The organism is Aureibaculum flavum (assembly GCF_016406085.1).
Lineage (GTDB): Bacteria > Bacteroidota > Bacteroidia > Flavobacteriales > Flavobacteriaceae > Aureibaculum > Aureibaculum flavum.
In genome coordinates this window covers 176,571-199,426 of record NZ_JAEHFJ010000001.1, presented here as the reverse complement: position 1 = coordinate 199,426, position 22,856 = coordinate 176,571, and the positions used below count along the sequence as shown (strand labels likewise).

General features: G+C 30.3%; 19 protein-coding genes. 10 read left to right on the top strand and 9 right to left on the bottom strand.

Annotation, left to right across the window (positions count from 1 at the left end):
* Positions 1-61: 61 nt before the first annotated feature.
* Genes JBL43_RS00860 through JBL43_RS00850 form a run of 3 tightly spaced genes read left to right on the top strand, consistent with a single transcriptional unit; the run spans position 62 to position 4,689 of the window.
* Positions 62-3,358: a T9SS type B sorting domain-containing protein gene (locus JBL43_RS00860; protein WP_198839605.1), complete on the top strand. Its 3,297-nt coding sequence runs from the start codon at positions 62-64 to the stop codon at positions 3,356-3,358.
* Between the two features lie 21 nt (positions 3,359-3,379).
* Complete coding sequence (locus tag JBL43_RS00855; protein WP_198839604.1) at positions 3,380-4,345, top strand: PorP/SprF family type IX secretion system membrane protein; 966 nt, start codon at positions 3,380-3,382, stop codon at positions 4,343-4,345.
* Between the two features lie 20 nt (positions 4,346-4,365).
* Positions 4,366-4,689: a hypothetical protein gene (locus JBL43_RS00850; protein WP_198839603.1), complete on the top strand. Its 324-nt coding sequence runs from the start codon at positions 4,366-4,368 to the stop codon at positions 4,687-4,689.
* Positions 4,690-4,754: 65 nt separating this feature from the next.
* On the opposite strand, the gene JBL43_RS00845 is transcribed toward JBL43_RS00850, so the two are convergent.
* The 7 genes from JBL43_RS00845 to JBL43_RS00815 form a co-directional block, all read right to left on the bottom strand.
* The gene (locus JBL43_RS00845) at positions 4,755-5,459 is read right to left on the bottom strand and encodes a response regulator transcription factor (protein ID WP_198839602.1); all 705 of its coding nucleotides are present in this window, start codon (positions 5,457-5,459) and stop codon (positions 4,755-4,757) included.
* A gap of 5 nt (positions 5,460-5,464) precedes the next feature.
* Complete coding sequence (locus JBL43_RS00840) at positions 5,465-7,036, bottom strand: sensor histidine kinase (RefSeq protein ID WP_198839601.1); 1,572 nt, start codon at positions 7,034-7,036, stop codon at positions 5,465-5,467.
* A gap of 94 nt (positions 7,037-7,130) precedes the next feature.
* Complete coding sequence (gene coaE / locus JBL43_RS00835; RefSeq protein WP_198839600.1) at positions 7,131-7,721, bottom strand: dephospho-CoA kinase; 591 nt, start codon at positions 7,719-7,721, stop codon at positions 7,131-7,133.
* Positions 7,714-8,685 (bottom strand): CdaR family protein, encoded by a 972-nt coding sequence (locus JBL43_RS00830; protein WP_198839599.1) that lies wholly within the window; start codon positions 8,683-8,685, stop codon positions 7,714-7,716. The genes coaE and JBL43_RS00830 overlap by 8 nt, the downstream gene beginning before the upstream one ends.
* A 73-nt stretch (positions 8,686-8,758) precedes the next feature.
* Positions 8,759-9,073 (bottom strand): preprotein translocase subunit YajC, encoded by a 315-nt coding sequence (yajC, locus tag JBL43_RS00825; protein ID WP_138950126.1) that lies wholly within the window; start codon positions 9,071-9,073, stop codon positions 8,759-8,761.
* Between the two features lie 11 nt (positions 9,074-9,084).
* A complete protein-coding gene (locus tag JBL43_RS00820) occupies positions 9,085-9,546 on the bottom strand; it encodes a DUF1573 domain-containing protein (protein WP_198839598.1) in 462 nt (153 codons plus the stop codon).
* 84 nt (positions 9,547-9,630) lie between these two features.
* Positions 9,631-10,572 (bottom strand): transcription antitermination protein NusB, encoded by a 942-nt coding sequence (locus tag JBL43_RS00815; RefSeq protein WP_198839597.1) that lies wholly within the window; start codon positions 10,570-10,572, stop codon positions 9,631-9,633.
* Positions 10,573-10,719: 147 nt separating this feature from the next.
* On the opposite strand from JBL43_RS00815, the gene JBL43_RS00810 reads away from it, so the two are divergent.
* The 5 genes from JBL43_RS00810 to JBL43_RS00790 all read left to right on the top strand — a co-directional run bounded on the left by JBL43_RS00810 (position 10,720) and on the right by JBL43_RS00790 (position 17,197).
* Positions 10,720-12,477, top strand: a complete 1,758-nt coding sequence (locus tag JBL43_RS00810) for an ABC transporter ATP-binding protein (RefSeq protein WP_198839596.1) — start codon at positions 10,720-10,722, stop codon at positions 12,475-12,477.
* A 109-nt stretch (positions 12,478-12,586) separates the two neighbouring features.
* Positions 12,587-12,964, top strand: coding sequence for a PUR family DNA/RNA-binding protein (locus JBL43_RS00805; RefSeq protein ID WP_117882856.1), 378 nt, complete (start codon positions 12,587-12,589; stop codon positions 12,962-12,964).
* A 190-nt stretch (positions 12,965-13,154) separates the two neighbouring features.
* Entirely contained in the window at positions 13,155-13,292 is a 138-nt protein-coding gene (locus JBL43_RS00800; protein WP_198680024.1) for a hypothetical protein, read from the top strand.
* 56 nt (positions 13,293-13,348) lie between these two features.
* A complete protein-coding gene (locus tag JBL43_RS00795) occupies positions 13,349-15,868 on the top strand; it encodes a M14 family zinc carboxypeptidase (protein ID WP_198839595.1) in 2,520 nt (839 codons plus the stop codon).
* Positions 15,869-15,907: 39 nt separating this feature from the next.
* Entirely contained in the window at positions 15,908-17,197 is a 1,290-nt protein-coding gene (locus tag JBL43_RS00790; protein WP_198839594.1) for a WG repeat-containing protein, read from the top strand.
* A 171-nt stretch (positions 17,198-17,368) separates the two neighbouring features.
* Here the strand turns inward: JBL43_RS00790 and JBL43_RS00785 are convergent, their stop codons facing one another.
* Both JBL43_RS00785 and JBL43_RS00780 read right to left on the bottom strand, forming a co-directional pair.
* Positions 17,369-18,592, bottom strand: coding sequence for an NADase-type glycan-binding domain-containing protein (locus JBL43_RS00785; RefSeq protein WP_198839593.1), 1,224 nt, complete (start codon positions 18,590-18,592; stop codon positions 17,369-17,371).
* 253 nt (positions 18,593-18,845) lie between these two features.
* Positions 18,846-19,436 (bottom strand): hypothetical protein, encoded by a 591-nt coding sequence (locus JBL43_RS00780; RefSeq protein WP_198839592.1) that lies wholly within the window; start codon positions 19,434-19,436, stop codon positions 18,846-18,848.
* A gap of 163 nt (positions 19,437-19,599) precedes the next feature.
* Here JBL43_RS00780 and JBL43_RS00775 point away from each other — a divergent pair, with 163 nt between their 5' ends.
* Both JBL43_RS00775 and JBL43_RS00770 read left to right on the top strand, forming a co-directional pair.
* Positions 19,600-21,762 (top strand): TonB-dependent receptor, encoded by a 2,163-nt coding sequence (locus JBL43_RS00775; RefSeq protein ID WP_233098643.1) that lies wholly within the window; start codon positions 19,600-19,602, stop codon positions 21,760-21,762.
* A 247-nt stretch (positions 21,763-22,009) separates the two neighbouring features.
* Positions 22,010-22,726 (top strand): hypothetical protein, encoded by a 717-nt coding sequence (locus JBL43_RS00770; RefSeq protein WP_198839591.1) that lies wholly within the window; start codon positions 22,010-22,012, stop codon positions 22,724-22,726.
* Positions 22,727-22,856 lie beyond the last annotated feature (130 nt).

The window sequence follows — 22,856 nt, the reverse complement described above, 5'->3', positions numbered from 1 at the left end:
GTATATACTAAAGAACTTAAACACACGTTTTACTAATTCATTCGCTAAATATTTTTACAAAATGAAATCAACCCAACAAACTACACAAAAGTGTAATTTTATTTACATCACGCTTTTATTGTTAGTAGCACTTTTAATATTTCCTTTACTATCAAGTGCTCAAACAACAATTCCATTTGAAAAGAGATATGAGTCTACTGGAATAAATGGAGAATTAACAATTATAGGAAATTCTATTTTAGGAGAAACTAGTGATCAACCTTACAATGGTACAGACCGTAACAATGATATTGATATGGTTTTTGTGGATATTGATGGTGATGCTTCTACTTTCAATTCAAGTAGTGCTAAATTTACAACTGGTTCTTGTAACCGAGTTGTTTATGCTGGTTTATATTGGGGTGCAGTTGGTGCTCCTTCAACTCCAGCTCCTAATGAAGTTAAATTTAAAATACCTGGAGGTGCCTATCAGCAAATAACAGCTGATATAACAGATGCCTCGAAAAGAGAAGATTTAGATTTAGTATTCTATAAAGACGTTACAAGTATTGTAACTTCTATAACCAATCCTAATGGAGATTATTATGTAGCCGACTTAAGTACAAATGTAGGTACAAATAATTCTGCAGGATGGTCTTTAGTTATTGTATATGAAGATCCATCAGAGCCACGAAAGTACATCAGTACTTTTGATGGTATGTCTGCTGTTAGAAATGGTAGTTATAGTACTGTAGATTTTAGTTATTCAGGCTTTACAACACCTCCTTCAGGAGCTGTTGAAGGTAAAGTGGGTGTTGCGGCATTAGAAGGAGATCTAGGTTTATATGGCGATCAAATGCAATTTAAAGCAGATGGAAAAGCTGGTTTTACACCTTTATATGACGGTGCAAATGATGTTAATAATTTCTTTAGTAGTAATATTACACATGATGGTGCAGTTGTAACAGATAGAAATTTAAATAGTTCAAATACCCTAGGTTGGGATCAAAAAATATTAGATTTCACACCATTAAATGGCGGTAATGCATTAATCGGAAACGGTGAAACTGGAGCAACTGTGCGTGTTACGAATACATCTGGGGGTGACCATATTTATACATTTTTAAATACATTCTCAATTAATATTATTGAGCCGATATTACAAGTGTTAACTAGTGTTGAAGATACTTCTAATAATCCAATAACTTATAATTCACCTGTACAATTAGGAGAAACAGTTTGGTATAATGTTAATTTTAAAAATATTGGTACTGATGATGCTACAAGTACTGTGGTGACTAATACATTACCTCTAAATGTAACTTTAGATGATGCTACATTTGAATTCTTAGATGCATCAGGTACACCATTGGCCGCTGGTTTAATTACACATACATTTAATGCAGCCACCAGACAAATAACATTTACTATAGATGATACGCTAGTCTTAAGAAATAGTGCTTCAGATTCATATAATATAAGATATCAAGTAACGGCTTCTGATAATTGTTTTGATTATACAGATGCATGTACTAATTTATTACAAAATACAATCAGCTCATCATATGGAGGAGTAACTTCAGGTGAAAATGTTTCAGATCAACCAGGTTTAATTGGAGTTAATGGTTGTGGATTGCCAAATGTTGGTTCTATGGATTTATATGTAGACACGAGTTCTTGTCAATTTGATAGTACTGAAGAGTATTGTAATAATACGTTAACAATTTCTGGACATGATGGTTATAATATTTATGAATGGGTAGATCAAAATGGTAATGATTTGGGGACAGGTCAAACGATTTCAATTAACGGCCCAGGTGTTTACACAGTTACTCAAACTAAAGTTGGTTGTACGATAACTACGAGAACGATAACCGTTCTTGGCTTAGATGTTGCATTTACTCCAACAGATGCCTTATGTAAGGATAGTGAAAATGGTAAAGTAAATGTTAGTATCACTGATGATGCTGCAACTTTTACTTATGAATTATCACAAGCGGGTAGTGTTATTGCCACGGAAGGGCCTACAGCAGCGAAATCATATGATTTTACAGGATTAGATATTGGAAACTATTCAGTTAAAGTTACGAATACTGATGGTTGTTTTGATGTATTTGATTTTACAATTGGAGAACCCACTTTATTACAAGCTACAAATAGTGTTTTAGATAATATTATGCCATGTAATGGTAATGCTTTAAGCGGAAGAATAGATGCTACAGGAACAGGAGGTACGCCACCATATCAATATAGTATCAATAATGGTACAAGCTATCAAGATTCTAACATTTTTGAAGTTTCTACAGAAGGAGATCATACAATCACGGTAAAAGATGCGAATGGTTGTACTACAACAACGGTTGCTAACATTGATTTTGATCCAGAAATTGAATACACTGTTGAAAAACAAGATGTATTATGTTATGGAGGTAGTGATGGTTCTATTAACATTAATGTAAGTCAAAATACATCGGGTAATGCTTTAACATATAGTATTGATGGAGGAACGACGTACCAAGCATCCTCTTTATTTAGTGCATTGGTTGCTGGAGATTACGAAATTATAATACGTAAGATAAAAGGTGTAAATACTTGTGAAACAACAGAGTCAGTTACTTTAAGTCAACTAACATTTTTAGAATTTACTGCTGATGCAGGATTTAAATGTGAGGGATCTGAAAATCAAATTATAGCTACTGTTGCAACGGAATACCAAAATGAAGTTGAATTTAGTTTAGATGGTGGTTCATATCAAACATCAAATGTTTTTGAAGATGTGCCAGACGGTGAACATACAGTTAGAGTAAGAAATACAAGTACAGGTTGTACTGATGAACCTGTTGTAGTTCTTGTTGAAGCATATACGCCTGTGAGTTTTAGTGTAGACAACTCAGCAAATTCTTTAGTAGAATATGTTGTTAATGCTACAAACGGTGAACCAGAATATCAATATGCTATGCTTAAGAATACTGATAAATTAATATCACCAGAGGTTAAAGATGAAGACTTTGGAAGTGTTAATGTATTTACAGTATCTGGAGCTGGTTTTTATACCTTCTATGTAAAAGATAACAAAGGATGTGTTGTATCAGAAATAATAGAGGTAAAAGATATTGAAATTCCAAATTTCTTTACACCGGATGGTGATGGTATAAATGATACTTGGTATCCTAGAAACATCGCAATATATCCGAATATAACAGTTAAGATATTTGATAGATATCAACGATTAATTAAGGAGTATAAAGGAGTTCAACAGTCATGGAATGGCGTTTATAAAGGTAAATTATTACCATCGGGTGACTATTGGTATATCATTAAACTTAATGCGGCAAATGACAAAAGAGAGTTTAAAGGCAACTTTACCTTATATAGATAACATTAAAAACTATTCAACCCAATGAAAAAATATATTTATACCGTAATGTTATTTGCCTTTACTATTATGGCAAATTCACAAGAATTAAAATTATCACCCTATTCGCAATACTTAGTAGAGAATACCTTTGTTATTTCTCCGGCTTACGCAGGTATTGATGATGTGCATAAACTACGTTTAAGTGGGGTAGCCCAATGGTTAGGTGTTGAAAACGCACCTTTAACCCAACAGCTGTCTTATGATACTAGAATAAATGAGAACACAGGGGTAGGGGTAATATTATATAATGACCGTAATGGTAATACAAAGCAAATGGGAGCACAGCTGTCTTATGCTTATCATTTAATTTTATCTGAAGCTGATGATGAATATTTGTCATTTGGACTTTCATATAAATTCAATCATTTTAAAATAGATACTGATAAATTTGATGATGGAACGGGTACAGGTAATAATGACCCACATGTTGGAGCAAGTGAATCTACCTCAAATCATAATTTTGAAGTAGGAGCATTATATAGACTTAAAAATTATTTTGTAGGTGTTAATGCATCAAATATCTTAAATAAAGAAACGAAAATATTTGATAATTCAGAGCCAGTTAAATTAAGAAATTACTATTTATTTACAGGGTACACATTTTTAAGTAATAACGATGAGTATGAATACGAACCTTCTTTGTTTTTTAAATATTTTGAAGGTGATGGACGTTCCGTTTCTGATATTAATTTTAAAGCGAGAAAATTAACAGATGATGGTTATTATTGGGCAGGTATTAATACAAGATTCTTAAATGATCAAGGTTTTAAGCCCTTATCAGTTTCTCCATTATTGGGATTGAAAAAAGATAAAATGTATTTAGGTCTTGGTTACCAATTTAACATTAACGAATCTATACAATTTGGATCTTACGGGACACCATTATTGGTGTTGGGGTATGATTTTGATGCAGGTAGATATAATACAAGTTGGAGTTCAAGAAAATAATTAAATTTAAAAATCACAAAATGAAAAATATAAGAATTATTGCAGTTTTACTTTGTTTAGGTTATGTTGGCCTTCAAAATATAAATGCTCAGTCGACGTCTACGGATAAACAAGAAGTAAAATTGTTTAAAGTACAAATGCTTGAAGTACCTGATAGTGTAAAAGAGACATTAAAAAGTTATTCTGGTTATAAAATTTCTAAAGATGTAAGCTATCAATTGAAATCATCAAATACTAAATCAGACAAAATTTACAGATTTAAAATAGAGCGAAAAAGCTTTCCATATATATTACTTGTAAGTGAAAAAGGTAAAGTTATGGGTATTGAGTCTGAAGAAGGCTAAAAAATATATTCATATTTAAAGAAAAAGAAAAGACTATCATTTAAATGATAGTCTTTTCTTTTTCTTTATTGTACGTCTCCAACTATTAGTCGAAAACCTTCTCCATGAATATTTACAATTTCAACAGAAGGATCAGGTTTTAAATACTTACGAAGCTTCGCAATATAAACATCCATACTTCTTGAAGTAAAGTAATTATCATCTCTCCAAATTTTAGTCAATGCTAATTCTCTCGGCATTAAATCATTTACATGTATGGCTAACATTTTTAAAAGTTTATTTTCTTTAGGAGATAGTTTTCGTATTTCACCTCCGTCATAAGATAAATGTCTTAATTTAGAGTTTAAGAAAAACTTGCCAATCTGAAATTCATGCTTTTCGTCATCAGCACTCATGTCAATTTCTTTACGCTGTAAAATCGCTTTGATCTTATGTAATAATACTTCTGAATCAAATGGTTTATTTAAATAATCATCTGCACCAGATTCATATCCTTTTAAAACATCTTCTTTCATAGTTTTCGCGGTTAAGAAAACAATCGGAACATCTGTATTGGTCGTTCTTATGTCTTTTGCTAATGAAAAACCGTCTTTTCTTGGCATCATTACATCTAAAATACACAGATCAAATTCGTCATTTTTAAACATAATTAATCCTTCTAAGCCATCTTTTGCGTGGGTAACAGAGTAATCATTTAACATTAGGTAGTCTTTTAATACGGTACCAAAGTTTGGATCATCTTCAACTAATAATATTTTTTTATTTGCCATAATTTTTAAATTAACGGTAATTTTATTGTAAATGTGCTTCCTTTTCCTTTTTCACTTTCTACATAAACATTACCATGGTGATGTTCAACTATTTTTTTTACGTATGACAGGCCTAAACCATGTCCTTTAACGTCGTGAATATTAACTTTTTGTTCTCTATAAAATTTATCAAATACATGTTTTTGAACATTTTTATTCATTCCAATTCCTTGGTCTTTAACATGTAAGATTACATAATTACCTGCATTTTCCGTATAAATGTCAATTTTAGGAGGTTCATTGGTATACTTAATTGCATTATCTAAAATATTAGTGATTACACTTGTAAAATGAAATTTATTAATCATCACCTCGCTTTGTAAAGCTTCTAAGTGTAAATTAATATATCCTCCCTTATCATCTATAATTAATTGTACATGAGTAATTGCATCTTCTATTATGTCGTGTAAATCATTTACTCCTTGCGAAATATCTAACTGATTTTTTTCTAATCTTGAAATCCGTAACACATTTTCTACCTGACCATGCATTCTTTTGTTCTCTTGACGAATCATTTCGGTATATCGCAATACTTTATCCTTATCACCAATTATTTTCGGATTTTTAATGGCATCCAAGGCTAAATTGATAGTCGCAATTGGTGTTTTAAACTCATGCGTCATATTATTTATAAAATCGGTCTTTATTTCCGATATCTGTTTTTGTTTTATTAATTGATAAATAGCACTTCCAAATGCCAACATAATCACCAATATAAAAAGAGCTGCCAATGTCAGTATATTGGTGATTGAAGCAAAAATATATTCATTTTTTGAAGGGAAGGTTACCCGTAATTCATAATTACTATTACCATCATCATCAATGAATAAAGGAACGCTATAGCTTTTACCTTCAATATTTTTAAATTTAGACGATTTTACTTTCGTGGCTAAACCATCACCAAAAACTCCAAAATTAAATTTGATATCAACCCCCCGGTCTCGTAACTCATTTTCTAGATTTAGAGAGATCTCATTGGTGCCAATTCTATCATAAATAGGTTTCTGTGCTGCTATTTTTTTAAAATTATTTTCAAAATTTAAAGCGATCAATCTACTATCTCGAGCCACATTATAAATACGTTCCGTAGGCGTAACATCATTTATGTCGCTTTGGAAAAAATCATTAAAAGAGCTAACTTCTTGTACTTCTTCTGAAAGAATATCTTTAAAAATTAAAGAATCATTTTCGAATAATGGGATGTCGGTTTTAAAACTATTTTCTAGAACACTTTGTCTAAATGAAAATATTTCATTGGTCACTGTATCAATTTTCGAAAAATAGAAATCTTTTTTTATCAATTCACCATCTGAACTCGTTGCACTATCAATTACAGATTTATATTCTCTATAGTAATCGCTAATTTCTCTTTCTTGAATATTTTCAGAGACTTTTGATAATACAAATTTAACATCATTTTCAAATTGCTTTTCACGTATGTCAACAGAACTTTTAATCCAATAAATTTGAACTGAAATTATACCTATTAAGGCAATACTCATTAATATAATTAGGAGTACAAATACACGTTTACTCATTCAAACAAATTTAACTTAAGTATTTAATCTTTAGTATTGATTTAACTAAGATTAACTAAAAGAATAATAATTTAACAGTTTTTTAAGAAATACACTAATCAGAAGTCGCTTTTAGCAATGTTTCATGTATTTTTTTAACTTGATTTTTAGTGTCAGTTAACGTAATATTATCAATAACAAAATCGGCTAACTCATTTTTTTTTGCTTGATCCCATTGATTATTAATTCTAGCCATAATTTCTGATTTAGATGAGGAGTCTCTTTTTAAAACCCTTTCTATTCTAATATCTTTAGGAGCAGTTACTGAAATTATAAAGTCAAAATCATCGGCTTTATTATTTTCAAAAATAATTGCATTTTCTTGTATGCAATATGGAGCATTTTGTTGTTGTAGCCATTTCGAAAAATGTTTAGCAACTTTGGGATGTACAATATTATTGATTGCTTTTAATTTTTCTTCGTCATTAAAAACTAATTGAGCTAAGAATGGTCTATTCAATTTCCCATTAATATAAGCTTGAGATCCAAAAACCTTTATTAATTTTTTTTGAATACTTTTAGAAGTGTTCATTAATTCTTTTGCTTCTATGTCAGCAATATAAACGGGTACACCTAACTCCTTAAAGAAATTAACCACTGTTGTTTTACCACTACCAATGCCTCCTGTTAAACCTACTTTAATCATTTTTAATTAAATAATCTATTTGATTGGGTACTATTCTAATATCAGAAACATAAGAGGGTTTTAATACAACTTTAGGTATTAAATAGCTGAGTCCATCTTTTACAGAGCGTTCGTAATCGCAACTTACTTTAAAATCATTTTTATTGATTTTATTATAGTCAGAAATCCCTACTTGAAAAATAATTTCAACGTTATCTGGAAATGTGTTAATGCTATAATTTTTTGGTAAATTGTTAACAAGAACGGGTATGGTAAATTTAGCTTCGGTAAATTTATCAACGACACCACTAACTTTTATTTCATTTGTAGAGTAAGTTACCTTTGTATTATTTTCTAGTTGCAGTAGTGGAATGGTAAATTCAAAATTAGAATTTACGTCAACTAATGTTTTCTTTTGTGTTACCACTTTTAGAATAGAATCCACCAAGAGCTCAGGACCAGAAATTGTAACTTCATCTGGCTCAATTTTTAAATTTCCAAATAAATTATAACCAGATTTATAATCTATTTCCAGATCGGTTTTAATAGGAACTGTTTTTGATATCGCTTGTCCGATATTATAAAACAAAGTATCTGGTTTAATGGAATAAATTTCTACATCTGAAACTAATTGACTTTGTATTTCAGTCAGTAAGTTTGCAGAGGGTTGATAATATAGGCTTGAATTTTTTGGTTTTATTGATTGTAAGTCAACGGTCACTTTTCTTTTAAAAAGATGATATTTAACAAGATCAAAACCAAAAGTTTTTAACGTTAGTTGTACTGTTTTTTGAGGTTCTTGTTGAAGCATTTTGCCTTTGGGTAGGTTTATATATTCTACATTAACCGGTACCACATCTATGTATTCTTTTGATAGTTTAATCAACACCCAAAACAAAAAAGATAAAACTAAAAATCCCAAAATCATTTTGGTTTTTTTGGTGGCTTTTATTTTACTGCTTGATTTATATTTTTTGACCTTCATTATCTTTTAAAAGTAAACAAAAAAAGTGAGTTTTACCAAAATAAAACTCACTTCTAACTATTTTAAAATAAAATTATTTTTTAACCACAGGGCTTAAATATTTTTTACTCAATTCCATTGATATTGCAGAACGTTCAAATTTAATTTTACCAGCTCCAGTTTCAATCACAACAGCATCATCAGTTAAATCTACAATTTTACCATGAATACCACTTGTGGTTATTACTTTGGCTCCTTTTTTTATTTCTGCTTGAAATTTCTTTTCATTTTTTGCTCTTTTCATTTGTGGTCTTATCATAAAAAGATAAATAACCAATAACATTGCAGGAATTAATATAAAATTCCCCATTCCGCCACCTCCGGCTTGTAATAAAATTGTTGAATACATAAATAATTGTTTTAGCTTGCTTTTTGTTTAGGTGTAACATTTGCTTTAATAACAACAGTTTCTTTACCGTTTGCGGTATTTGTTGTTAATGTTACTACTTTGTTTTGTTGATTTGGTTTTCCTGCTGAATTAAATTTTACAGTGATTGATCCGGTGCCACCAACTGGTATTGGTTCTTTTGGGTATTCCGGAATTGTGCACCCACAAGTGCTACTTGCATTTGTAATAATTAATGCAGATTTCCCCGTATTTTTAAAGTCAAAAGTAGTTTCTACTTTATCACCTTCGTTAATGTTACCAAAATCATGTTGGGTTTTAGAAAAAGAAATGACAGAAGCTCCTTCAGTCATTTTATAATCACGTTGTTTTGCTATTTCTAAATTTTCTTTTTTAATTTTTGAAGCCGTATTATCTTTACATGAAAATAAAGTGAATACAACCAAAAATGCTAAAAATTTTACTTGTAACTTCATAATATTTTGATTTATAATTGTGCACATTACACTCGCTTTAATATATTTTTATTAAACCCTTAACGTGGGTAAAATTAATGAATTTTAAAGTAATCCTCTTCCTATTTTTTTGATCTTATCTTGAGCAGTATACTCTTTTAAAAGTTTATCTAAAACTCCGTTTATAAAAAAGCTACTTTTATTCGTTGAATAATCTTTAGAAATTTCGATGTATTCATTGATAGTTACTCGAGTCGGTATAGAAGGGAAGTAAATCAATTCTACCATTGCCATTTTCATTAATATAAAGTCTACTTCTGCAATTCTATCACTATCCCAATTGGGTGTTTTTGCATCAATGTCATCCATGAATTCATGGTGGTGTAAGACCGTCTTTTTATATAAATCTAGTCCGAATTCTTCATCTTCTTTATCCTTAAATAACAAACTTTTGTCAAATCTTGTGTTTGGATTTATTTTCTTTAAGTTTTTAAGAATCCAAGTATTGACAAAAGGAATATCGTCTACCCAAGTAATCAATTGACTTTCATAATAATCAAATAACTTATCGTTAGGTGCAATTACATTTTTATAAAGTTCGCTTATAAAGTCTAAATCTCCTTTAGGAGAAGTGTTTTCGCTATTATTTATAAAATCAGCATAAATATCACTTTCTCGAATAGCATCCCAAATTAATCGAACATACTCGCTATCTTCTTTCCAGTTCTTTAATTTTTGCGTTTTTATATATTCGTGTAAAGCAAGATTGTTTTTTAAACCGAGTAAGAAAGGGTGATCAATAAATTTTCTGTTCGGATTTTTATCTTCACTAGTGGCCAAGTATTTCTTTTTGGCAATTTCTTGATGTTTTTCGGCTAAATTTCTAACTTCTGCAAGCAAATTTAATTGCAAAACATATAGGTCATAAATTTTATTAATACTATAGGTAAGGAATTTTCTTTCCTTTACAATATCATCACTGTTGGATTGCAATAAAGCATAAACAGATTGCATTACTTTTATTCTCAGGTGTCTCCTGTTTAGCATAAATTTGTTATTTTATAAGTCAAAGAACTTAGAATTTGTACTATCATTTTAAACTTGTATATTCGGCGGTATAAAAAAATCTTGGCAAAGGTAGAGTATTACGCATTGGTGTCAAAATTTTAATGCTTATCAATTCAAAATTATCCCGTGAAAGCTTTAAGTTATCTAAATAAATATTTTGTAAAATATAAAAAACGTCTAATTATAGGTACTATTTGTACAATTATTGCTAAAATATTATCGCTTATTGTACCAATACTTATTGGTGATTCTATAGATGGCGTGGAAAAATATATTACAGGTGAAACAACTGATTTACAAGCTGTAAAAGATCTGTTGACGAAAAACATATTATTAATGCTTTGTGCGGTTTTACTAGCTGCGGTATTCACTTTTATTATGAGACAAGCCATTATTAATATGTCTCGTTACATTGAATTTGATCTTAAAAATGAAATTTATGAACATTATCAAAAGCTCTCGTTAAATTTCTATAAAAAAAATAGAACTGGCGATTTAATGAATAGGATCAGTGAAGATGTAAGTAAGGTTAGAATGTATTTTGGACCAGCCATTATGTACACTATAAATATGATAACACTATTTGTAGTTGTTATTTCTTATATGCTTAAAAAAGATGTTACCTTAACTCTATATACGTTGGTGCCTCTACCAATATTATCTATTTCTATTTATTTTTTAAGTAGAGAGATCAATAAACGGAGTAGAGTAAAGCAAGAAACCTTATCGAAATTAACGTCTATTACACAAGAGTTCTTTTCTGGTATGAACGTAATTAAAGCGTATGGTATTGAAAAGCCAACCTTTAAAGATTTTAATGAAGTTGCTGATGAAAGTAAAGAAAAAAACATTGCATTATATAAATTACAAGCTCTGTTTTTTCCATTAATGATATTGCTTATTGGTATCAGTAATATTATGGTGGTCTATATTGGGGGAATACGATATATAAATGACCAAATTAGCTTAGGCTTAATTACGGAGTTTATTATTTATGTGAACATGTTAACGTGGCCAGTGGCTGTAGTTGGCTGGGTAACCTCAATAGTGCAAGAGGCCGAAGCCTCACAAAAAAGGATTAATGAGTTTTTAAATGTTGAACCAGAAATTCAAAATACCATAGAAGCACCCTCCAAAATTGAAGGTAAAATTGAGTTTAAAAATGTTACTTTCACTTATGACGATACCAATACAACAGCATTAAAAGATGTTAGTTTTACCCTTGAAAAAGGTAAAATGCTGGCCATTTTGGGTAAAACGGGTTCGGGAAAGTCTACCATAGCGGAACTTATTGCCAGGCTATATGATGTAGATAAAGGTGAAATCTTAATTGATGATCAGCCTATTGAACAAATTAATTTAACCAGCCTGCGAAAAAGCATTGGTTTTGTGCCGCAAGAGGCCTTTTTATTCTCTGATACTATAGGCAATAATATAAAATTTGGTAATGTAGATGCCGCTAAAGAACTCATAGAAAATGCGGCAAAAAATGCTCATATTCATGATAATATTGAAGATTTCTCTAAATCATATGATACTTATGTAGGGGAAAGAGGGGTTACCTTATCAGGTGGTCAAAAACAACGTATTTCTATTGCAAGAGCAATTATTAAAGAACCTGAAATATTAATTTTTGACGACTGTTTATCTGCAGTTGATACAGAAACTGAAGAAATTATATTAAACAATTTAAAAACAATAAGTAAAGACAAAACATCAATTATTATTGGACATAGAGTCTCATCGGCTAAAAATGCAGATTTAATTATTGTTCTAGATAAGGGGAAAATAGTGCAGAAAGGCACTCATGATGAATTATTTAATCAGAAGGGCTTTTATCAAGATATTTATAACCAACAACTTATGGAGCAAAGTGCTCATTAATTGAATTTAAAAATTAAAAGAAATATAATAAAGTGTTGCTGAAATCATTTATTTTTTTAGATTTGTCATGTAATTTACTAAATTTTACCAATATTAAGTTAAGATTATTATGAGTGATAAAGAATACACAGAACAAGAAGAAATCTTTTCTCAGGTATTAAGAGCCGGTAGAAGAACCTATTTTTTTGACGTACGATCTACAAAAGCTGGAGACTACTATTTAACTGTTACTGAAAGTAAAAAGTTTACGCATGACGATGGTTCATTCCATTATAAAAAGCACAAAATCTATTTGTATAAAGAAGATTTTACTGAGTTTAATGAAATGTTAGTTAAAGCAACTGACTATATTATTAATGAGAAGGGTGAAGAAGTAATTTCTGAACGTCACCAAAAAGATTATCAAAAACCAACCGAAGATAGTGTTGAAGAACAAGAAATTAAATCTACTACTAGTTTTACTGATGTAGATTTTGACGATATTTAATAGTATTACTAACTCAAATTGAAATAAAGGCTACCTGAATGGGTAGTCTTTTTTTTTGCCTTGAAAAGTTTCATTTTGTTTTTTATATGAAAGTGAAGCTATTGATTTATGCTAAAAAAGTTATTTTATCTTAAAACAACATTTTTAAATAAACGAAATTCAAGTATATTTACGATAAATAAATACTATTATGGAAAAATTACTACGAATAATTATTGCTTGGTTTGGTGCAAAAAAAATAGGAGGAGGAAGATGTGGATGTATCGGTACTTTTTTTGTTTTTTTAATTTTGTATTGGTTATTAGGATATGTTTTTAAGGTAATCTAATGACATCATTCCAACATATTATAAATATAATCATCAACTTTTAACCTAAACCTAACATGAAAAAAATTATTTCATTAATTTTTGTATTTATTTTTTTTAATAGTAATGCCCAAGAAAAAATTGAACTTAGTTATTATTTACCACAAAATATAAGTTATAATGTAGATATTCCTACGCCAGAAAGTGTAATTGGGTTTCAAGTAGGCGAATGGCATGTTTCTCATGACAAGCTAGTACACTATATGAAAACCTTGGCCAAGGCTTCAGATAGAATTAGTATAGAAGAAAGAGGTAAAACCTATGAAGGCAGACCCATTTTGTTGCTGACGATAACTTCAGTAAAAAACCATAAAAATATTGAAAGTATTAGAGCAGAACATTTAAAATTGTCTGATGCTTCAAATACAGCAGTAAATGTAAGTGATATGCCTGTGGTTGTTTATCAAGGATTCTCCATACATGGTAATGAACCTAGTGGTGCCAATGCTGGTTTGTTAGCGGCGTACTATTTGGCTGCAGCTGAAGGTAAAGAAATAGATGAGCTGTTAGAGAAAACAATAATTCTATTTGATTCTTCTTTTAATCCTGACGGATTAAATCGATTTGCCAGTTGGGTTAACATGCATAAAAATCAAACTATAACATCAGATAATAATGATAGAGAATATAATGAAGTTTGGCCTGGTGGAAGAACAAATCATTATTGGTTTGATATGAATAGAGATTGGTTGGTGACGCAATTGCCAGAATCTCAAGCTCGAATTAAAACGTTTCATAAATGGAAACCGAATATTTTAACGGATCATCACGAAATGGGCACAAATTCTTCATTCTTTTTTCAACCAGGTATTCCTTCAAGAACACATCCGTTAACACCAAAATTAAATCAAAAATTGACGGCAAAAATTGGTGAATATCACGCCAAAGCTTTTGATAAAATTGGTTCGTTATATTTTACAGAAGAACGTTACGATGATTTTTATTACGGTAAAGGTTCCACTTTTCCAGATATTAATGGGGGGATTGGTATTTTATTTGAACAAGCCAGTTCTAGAGGTCATGCTCAAGATAGTGATAATGGATTGTTAACCTTTCCTTTTACTATCCGTAATCAATTTACTGCGGCATTATCTACATTGGAAGCTGGTATCAATATGCGAGAAGAATTACTAAAGTATCAGTACGATTTTTATCAAAACGCAAAACATGAAGTAAGTAAAGACAAAAATAAAGCTATTGTTTTTGGAGATAAAAATGATCAAGGTAAAACCTATCAATTTGCTAAAATGTTAGAACGTCAGCATATTAAATTCCATAAATTAAGTTCAAACATTACAACAGGAGGGACTCAGTTCACGGCTAATGATAGTTATATTATACCCGCTGATCAACCTAATTATAGAATGATTAAGGCCATGTTTGAAACCAGAACTAGCTTTCAAGATAGTTTATTTTATGATGTTTCAGCGTGGACATTGCCTATGGCTTTTGATTTAAATTTCGGGTATACCAATAGTCTTTCATCTGCAGGTGAAGGTATTACTTCGCTCGATTTTCCAGAAGGTAAGGTAAGTGCAAATAGTAATTATGCCTATGTTTTTGAATGGGATGAATACTACACACCAAAGGCTCTATACACTATTTTAAAAAATAATTTGAGAGCTAAAGTGGCCACAAAACCATTTAGCATTGGTAGTAAAAAATATGATTATGGAAGTATTTTAATATCTGTAGCCAATCAAAATAAAACTAGTGAAGAGATTTACACCTTGTTAAAAGAAATAGCAAAAGAAACAGGTGTAGATTTTGAAGGTGTAACAACAGGGATTACAGAGGGAATCGATTTGGGAAGTTCTTATTTTAGACCTGTAGAACAACCAAAAATAGCAGTATTAGTAGGTGATGGAATTACTTCTTCTGATGCAGGTGAAATTTGGCATTTATTAGATACGAGATATCAAATACCGGTAACAAAACTAGATACTAAAAATTTAGGAAGAGCCGATTTAAGTAAATATACTACCATAATTATTTCCAATACATTTGGTAGTTCATTAAATGAGGCTACTGATGATTTAAAAACATTTGTTAAAAATGGAGGTGTTTTAATTGGATATAAAAATGCGTTACGTTGGTTAGATAATCAAAAGTTTATCAACTTAGATTTTAAAAAATCTAAAGTAAAGGCTAAAGATATTTCGTTTGCTCAACGAGCAGATTTTAGAGGTGCACAAGTAATTGGTGGAGCTATTTTCGAAGCGGAGATAGATTTAACGCACCCAATTGGTTATGGTTACAATAAGAATAAAATAGCATTGTTTAGAAATACAACACTCTTTATTAATCCTGATAGCACTAATTATAAGAATCCGCTACAATACACCAAAAAAGCTTTATTAAGTGGTTATATTTCTAAAGAGAATTTAAATACAATAAAAGAAACCATTCCGTTTAAAACGTCAAGTATGGGTAGAGGAGAGGTTATTGTATTTACAGATAATACGAATTTTAGAGCTTTTTGGTATGGTACAAATAAACTATTAATGAACGCTATTTTCTTTGGTAAGATGATGTAAGGTAATCGTTTTTGATAACAACTTTTTTAATTTCAATCAATGAGAGCAATTGTATTTTTTATAATAATATTAAATTCAATAAATGTATTTTCTCAATATAATAAAGATATCTATTTATATGAGAAAAATAATAATGTTGGTTTTGTAGACAACAACTTCAAAGTAATTGTAAAACCTATTTATGAGGAGCTGGGTGGTTTTCAAGAAAAATTTTTTGGAGAATATTCTATTTTTAAGTCAGATGGAAAATATGGTGTTTTAGATTTGAAAGGAAATCAGATTATAACTCCATTATATACTTATTTAGGTAATACAAATTCTCCAAAGTTCTTTTATTTTAAAAGAAATAAAAAATATGGCTTGGTTAATTTAAAAGGTGAGGAAATAATTAAACCTATGTTTGATTATATTTCTGCACTTACTGATAAAGGGAAATCTGTAATCGTAAAAAAAGACGGAAAGTATGGATTGGTTTCTATAAATGGTAAGAATATTACTGAATTTAAGTATGAAAACATATCAGGTGATTTTGATTCAAAGGTGTATCCATTTAGAAAAGACAATAAATACGGATACATAAACAGAAAAGGAAAAGAAATTATAAAACCAATTTATAATCATGCTCAAGCTTTTAATGATGGTTTCGCAATTGTCAGTATAGATAATAAATATGGTATTATTAATAAAAAAGGAGAAATACTTATAGAACCCAAGTACCAAAATATTAGCTATCAATATAGCTTTTTTCACGATCACCAGTTTAATGTGAATTCTAAATTGTATTATTTAAAAGAAGGCAATAAAATTGGCTTAATGGATAAAAATCTGAAAGTAATAATATTGCCTACTTATAACCAAATTGGTAATTTTAATGAAGGCTTTGCTTTTGTGAAAAAGGATAATAAATATGGTTTTATTAATGAGGAAGGTAAATTAGTAATTCCTTTAATTTATGCAGATGCTGATACGTTTTCAGAAGGGTTGGCACCAGTAGTCAAAAATGGAAAATGGGGATATATTGATAAACTGGGAGATATTGCTATTGATTTTCAGTTTATGGGATGTGTTAAGCCTTTTTTTAATGGTTTGGCTGTATATCGTAATCGAAATTTTAAATCGTCTAAAGCCCATTATGTAGGAGATAAATGTGGTTATATTGATTTAAAAGGAAATATAAAAATTGGACTTATTTTTAGAAATGCACAAAGTTTTAGAAATGGTGTAGCTAAAACTGAAGATGAATATTCAGAATATTTAATTAATAAAAATAATAAAAAAATAGTTTTAAAATCTAGTGAAATAGAAATAATGGAAGTGGAAGGGAACTAAAACAGAAATATACTTACTTTTTAGTTTATAATGTTTTCACGGAATGCACACCTAAACAATACAAAATTGATATTATTTTTAAGTCTACCTTTAGGTTTTTTAGAGCCTTTTAGTATGGCATCAATACGTTATTAATGAACGCTATTTTTTTTGGTAAGATGATGTAATAATTTAGGGGATACAAATAGCGGATAAGTAGGTTATTGCGGTGTCGTTATATTTGTTTCCCTGATACACATCAATTATTTCAAACTCCAAAACTTCTCCAATGGTAAAACCATTTTTAAAGACAATTTCTCCTAAATTAAAGCTTTGTACAGTAGGTGTGTCTAGTAAGTCTAAATAGGCTATGGTGTGATTATTTCTTTTAATCTTAATTTTCTTTACACGGTTGTTGTTTTTCCATGTAGACATGTTTTTTGCATAACCATTAACGATTACAAACCTGCCCATTAGTCCCCATGGTTCGTTGTCAGCGATAATAGAATTTACTTCAAAAAATATCTTTTCACCTATACCATTACCTTTAGCACCTTCTACCCAAGCTAAATTATCATTAGAATGGAGAGCAATGTCACTGAGGTTTTCTCCTCCATAGCTTATATTATTTGCAGAAGTTAGATTGCTTGAGGTTTTAATATTAAAAGTGTTCGGACAAACGGCTTCAAATTCTCCATTGGAGTTTATTTCTTCGCTCCAAGCTGCATATTCAGTAATGGCTTCTGCTTTAATATCCAACGGTTCTTTCGGATAGAAATTTTGATAATTGTCCACAATCACGTGCCCTTTACTATTGTAAAATTTACAGTTTTCAAAACGAGGTTCAGGGTAATTTAATTCATTGTGCTCATTTAAATAGAAGCTGCACTTTTCAAAAACTAAACTATTTTTATTCGCTCCAAGTTCAATAATGTCCTCTGAGCAATCTCGTATGACAGAATTATTACACCACACATTTGATCGTCTAAGATTTAAGCCAATAACACCACTTCCAAATAAATCACAGTTATTAATATCAATCAAATCACTGTTGAAAATATCTAAGACATTACCCTCGCAATAACCCAAATCTGGCCAATGTCCAATACTTAAATTGTCTAAAATAATATTTTTAGAATTCTGAAAAGTAATCACTGTGTTCCCTGTATTACGTGTTGTAATTTTTGTTTGCTTTTTTAAGTTCCCCTTAATTATTAAGTTGATTATACTGTCTACGACTAAATTTTGATCTCCTATTTTTATATGATCTGAAGTAAGAAGAATCACTCTATTAGAGGTTATCGAATTTACAAAGCTTTGATAATTATCTACAAAAACGGTATCTACACGGGTCTGAGTGTAAGCAACACCTAAAGTAAAGAAGGTAAATTTTAAAAACAGTATAAACGATCGCATAGTAATATTTTGATGGGTTTAAAATAAAACCCATTTCAATAGCTTTTGAAAAAACGTGTTGCTATTAGCGGGAGTTAAACGAAGGTCGTATTTTTTATTGAGAATGTCAACTGTTAAAAACATTGATAATCAAGATTAAATTCTTTGTTTGAATCTATTGTTAATAGGGTAACAATTCATTTTTAAAAAACACAAAGAGGATATTGATTTATGTCTAGGCTTTTGTTTTTTTTAAAGCCACTTGGTATGTTAACTAATTGGTTTTAAATTGAAGGGTAAACTTAGTTAACTCATCTTCATCAATAATGTTATTTGTATTTGCATCAATAAATAAAGCAATGTAGATTTCCGATAATTGATACGCCTCAAATGGAATGTATTCACCGCCAGTAAACAATTGATTTATATGAAAGGCGACATTCGTAAAATCGTCTTTTTCAGAAACAAATTCAACTGATTTTTCTAATGAATTTTCATAATACAAGGCATGATACCCATAATCAAGAATAAAAAGAGCATCGTAACCACTAACTGGTCTTAGAGCTAATGCATCACCAAAGGCAAAACATTCCGTTTGGCTAACATTTAAGCCAACCTTCAATGCATCTAAATCAGTTTTGTTTGAAAAGGCAGCTAATTTTGCAACTACGGGACTGTTTTTAGTGTATTTATTCATTTTGAAATAAAATGAAAAAGGACTTTTTGCAATGCTAACAATCTGAGCATTCTTTTTAATCGATACTTTCTTTTTATTTTGAAGAATAGCAATGTCTTTGGTTGATTTACAATTTGTAAGAAATAATATACTACTAATAGCAATTAAAAAAGAAAGATTAATTTTCATATTTTTTATTCTAGATATCAAAGCTTTTGTTTAGAATACTAAACGACATTTAGTTTTAAATATTAGTATTTTTTACAATTCATCCCAAAAGAATTACAATTCAGATATTGTTTTTATGCTTAGCCGTTTAGTTATTTAATATTTGTATCATAAAATCAACACGATGCGAGCTATAAAGACAATTTTCACCATACTACTTTTAATAATTTTCACCCAACTCCACGCTCAAACAACCATTTCGGGTACTGTTAGTGACAAAAAAGGAGAACCAATACCAGGTGCTAATGTGTATTTAGAAAATACTTATGACGGTGCTACAACAGATTTAGACGGTAAATTTATGTTTGCAACAACAGAAACAGGTGAGCAAACGCTGATAGTTTCTAATTTGAATTTTCATACATATAAACAACTTGATAACGTTAATGCTTTAAATGGACTTAAAATAGTATTAAAAGAGGCTATAAACACTTTAGATGCAGTTGTACTCTCCGCAGGTTCGTTTAAGGCGGGTGGCACTACTGCTGTTTCTGTAATGAGTCCGCTAGATGTGGTTACAACCGCAGGTGTTGCTGGTGATTTTATTGGTGCTTTACAAACCTTACCAGGTACACAAACTGTAGGGGAAGACGGACGTTTATTTGTCCGTGGTGGCACGGCCGATGAAACTGGCGTTTATATTGACGGATTACAAGTTTTTAAACCTTATATCTCTACTTCAAATAACACGCCAACCAGAGGACGCTATTCTCCATTTTTGTTTGACGGTATTACTTTTAGTACAGGCGGATATTCTGCTGAATATGGTAATGCCTTGTCCAGTGTTTTGTTATTGAACACGATTAATGAACCAAAGCAAAATGAAACCAATATTTCATTAATGACATTGGGTCTTGGTATAGGTCATACCCAAAAATGGGAAAAAGATGCGTTGACCATAAATGCAAGTTATATCAATTTGGCTCCGTACACTAAATTAGTGCCTGATACCGATACCTGGAATAAATTCCCTGAATCTCTTTCTGGTGAAGCGGTATATCGACATAATACTAAAAATGGTTTGTTTAAGTTTTATACGGCATATAGCTTCTCTAAGTTTGATGTAGAGCAAGAAAATATTAACTATGATAATCAAGTTCGTTTTAAACTAAAAGACAGCAATTGGTATACAAATTTGTCTTATGATGGCTTTATTGGAAATGATTTAAAACTGACCACAGGTTTAAGCTATAGCAATAGCAATACAGACGTAGGTTTTGAAGAAACCGATGTAAATGATGTGGAAAATGCGTTGCATTTTAAATCCAAATTAAAACATACCTTCAGTAATGCATTCAAATTATTATATGGAGTAGAATTGACTTCCGTTAACTTTAATGAAAGAAGAAATGTAAACCAAACTGAAAACTTTCAATATGAATTTACCCATACAATGGGGGCTCTGTTTGCGGAATCTGAAGTGTTTTTTTCTACTAATTTTGCTGGTAAATTTGGTGTTCGAGGTGAATACAATGCCTTATTAAAAGAATTTGCTTTTTCACCAAGAGTATCGCTGGCTTATAAATTAAACGGAAAATCGCAACTGTCATTTGCTTACGGAGATTTTTATCAAACACCACAAAATGATGAGCTTAAAATTCAGCAAAACCTTAGCTTTCAAAAAGCTACGCATTATATACTAAACTATCAATACAAAAAAAACAAGCAATTGTTTAGAGCGGAATTGTATTATAAAGATTATAATAGTTTGTTACGATACGATACCGAATTTGATGTTCCAACTGCAAATTTTAACAACAACGGATTTGGATATGCAAAAGGGATAGACCTATTTTGGAAAGACAGTAAAAATATCAAGAACTTACAGTATTGGGTTTCCTATTCGTATTTAGATACCGAAAGAAAGTATCAGGATTTCCCCAATAAAGTAACCCCAAGTTTTGCTACAAAACATAACGCCTCTTTGGTAACGAAGTATTGGATAAACGAGTGGCGTAGCCAAGTTGGGGCAACCTATAGTTTTGCCAGCGGAAGACCCTATGACAATCCTAATACGAATCAGTTTATGAATGGTAAAACTAAAACTTATAATAATTTAAGTGTCAATTGGAGTTATTTAATTTCACAGCAAAAAATACTATTTGTGTCGGTTTCTAACCTATTAGGAATTAAAAATACGTACGGTTATAATTATGCCAATGCACCTGATGTAAACGGAATGTATCAACGCCAAGCCATTGTACCTAGTGCCGATCGTTTCTTTTTTGTAGGCTTCTTTTGGACTATTAGTGATGATAAGAGTAAAAATCAATTGGATAATTTGTAAATAATTTAAACTGTTCAGTATCATGAAAAATAGAGTAACAAAGAACGTCTCCCGATTTCTTGTGACGAGTGCTCCGAACGAAGGGAAAAGTACATCGAGAATAGAGTTTTTAATAAAAAATTAATAGGAACAACAGGATGTTTTAGCAATTTTTATAATAATTCAAATTTGAAAAGGGGTAGTATAGTATATAAAATGACTTCTATAATTATATGGTTTATACTATTGGTTTTATTATCTTTATAAGATGCTTTATTACCTAATTGTTGCTTTACAAATCTTTTGTATTTATCATTTATTAAAAAACAAAAATCAATATTATTGGATCTTTATTATTCTTTTTGTGCCGGTATTGGGTAGTATTATTTACTTAATCACTCAGGTATATAACAAACGTGATGCAGAGGCAATAACTGAAGGAATTACCTCTATAATTAATCCCACTAAAAAAGTAAAAGATTTACAAGCTAAACTGCAATTTTCCGATACTTTTCAAAATAAAATAAATTTAGCAGATGCTTATCTTGATTTAAATGACATTGATAATGCTATAAACAATTATGAATCAGCATTAGAAGGTAGGTTTGAAAATGACTTTTACACACAAAAGCAATTGGTTAGAGCATATGACAAGTTGGGCAATTATAAAAAAGTGATCATGTATGCGGAAAGGATAAAAAGTCATGGTGAATTTAAAAAATCGCATGTGCAATTTTTATACGGTAAAGCTTTAGCGAAAACAGATAGGTTTAATGAGGCCCAAACACAGTTAGAACAAATTAATAGCAGTTATACCCATTATGAAGAACGGTTGGCATATGCCAAATTACTACTTGCTAACGGAAAACACGTTAACGGAATGGAAATTTTAAATGAGTTGTCTTCAGAGTCTAAAAATATTGCAAAACAAAATCTTCGTAAGTATAAAGCAACCTTTGCTGAAGTAGAAAAATTACTGAACTAGGCTTGAAAGCAATTGGATAGTTTGAAGGGCTTTGTTTAACTACTCGCGTATGGTTTGTTGTGTAGTTAAATAATGAATTTAGTAAATTACAATGGAATAGAAAATTTGCAAAGATTTTCCGAAAAAACAT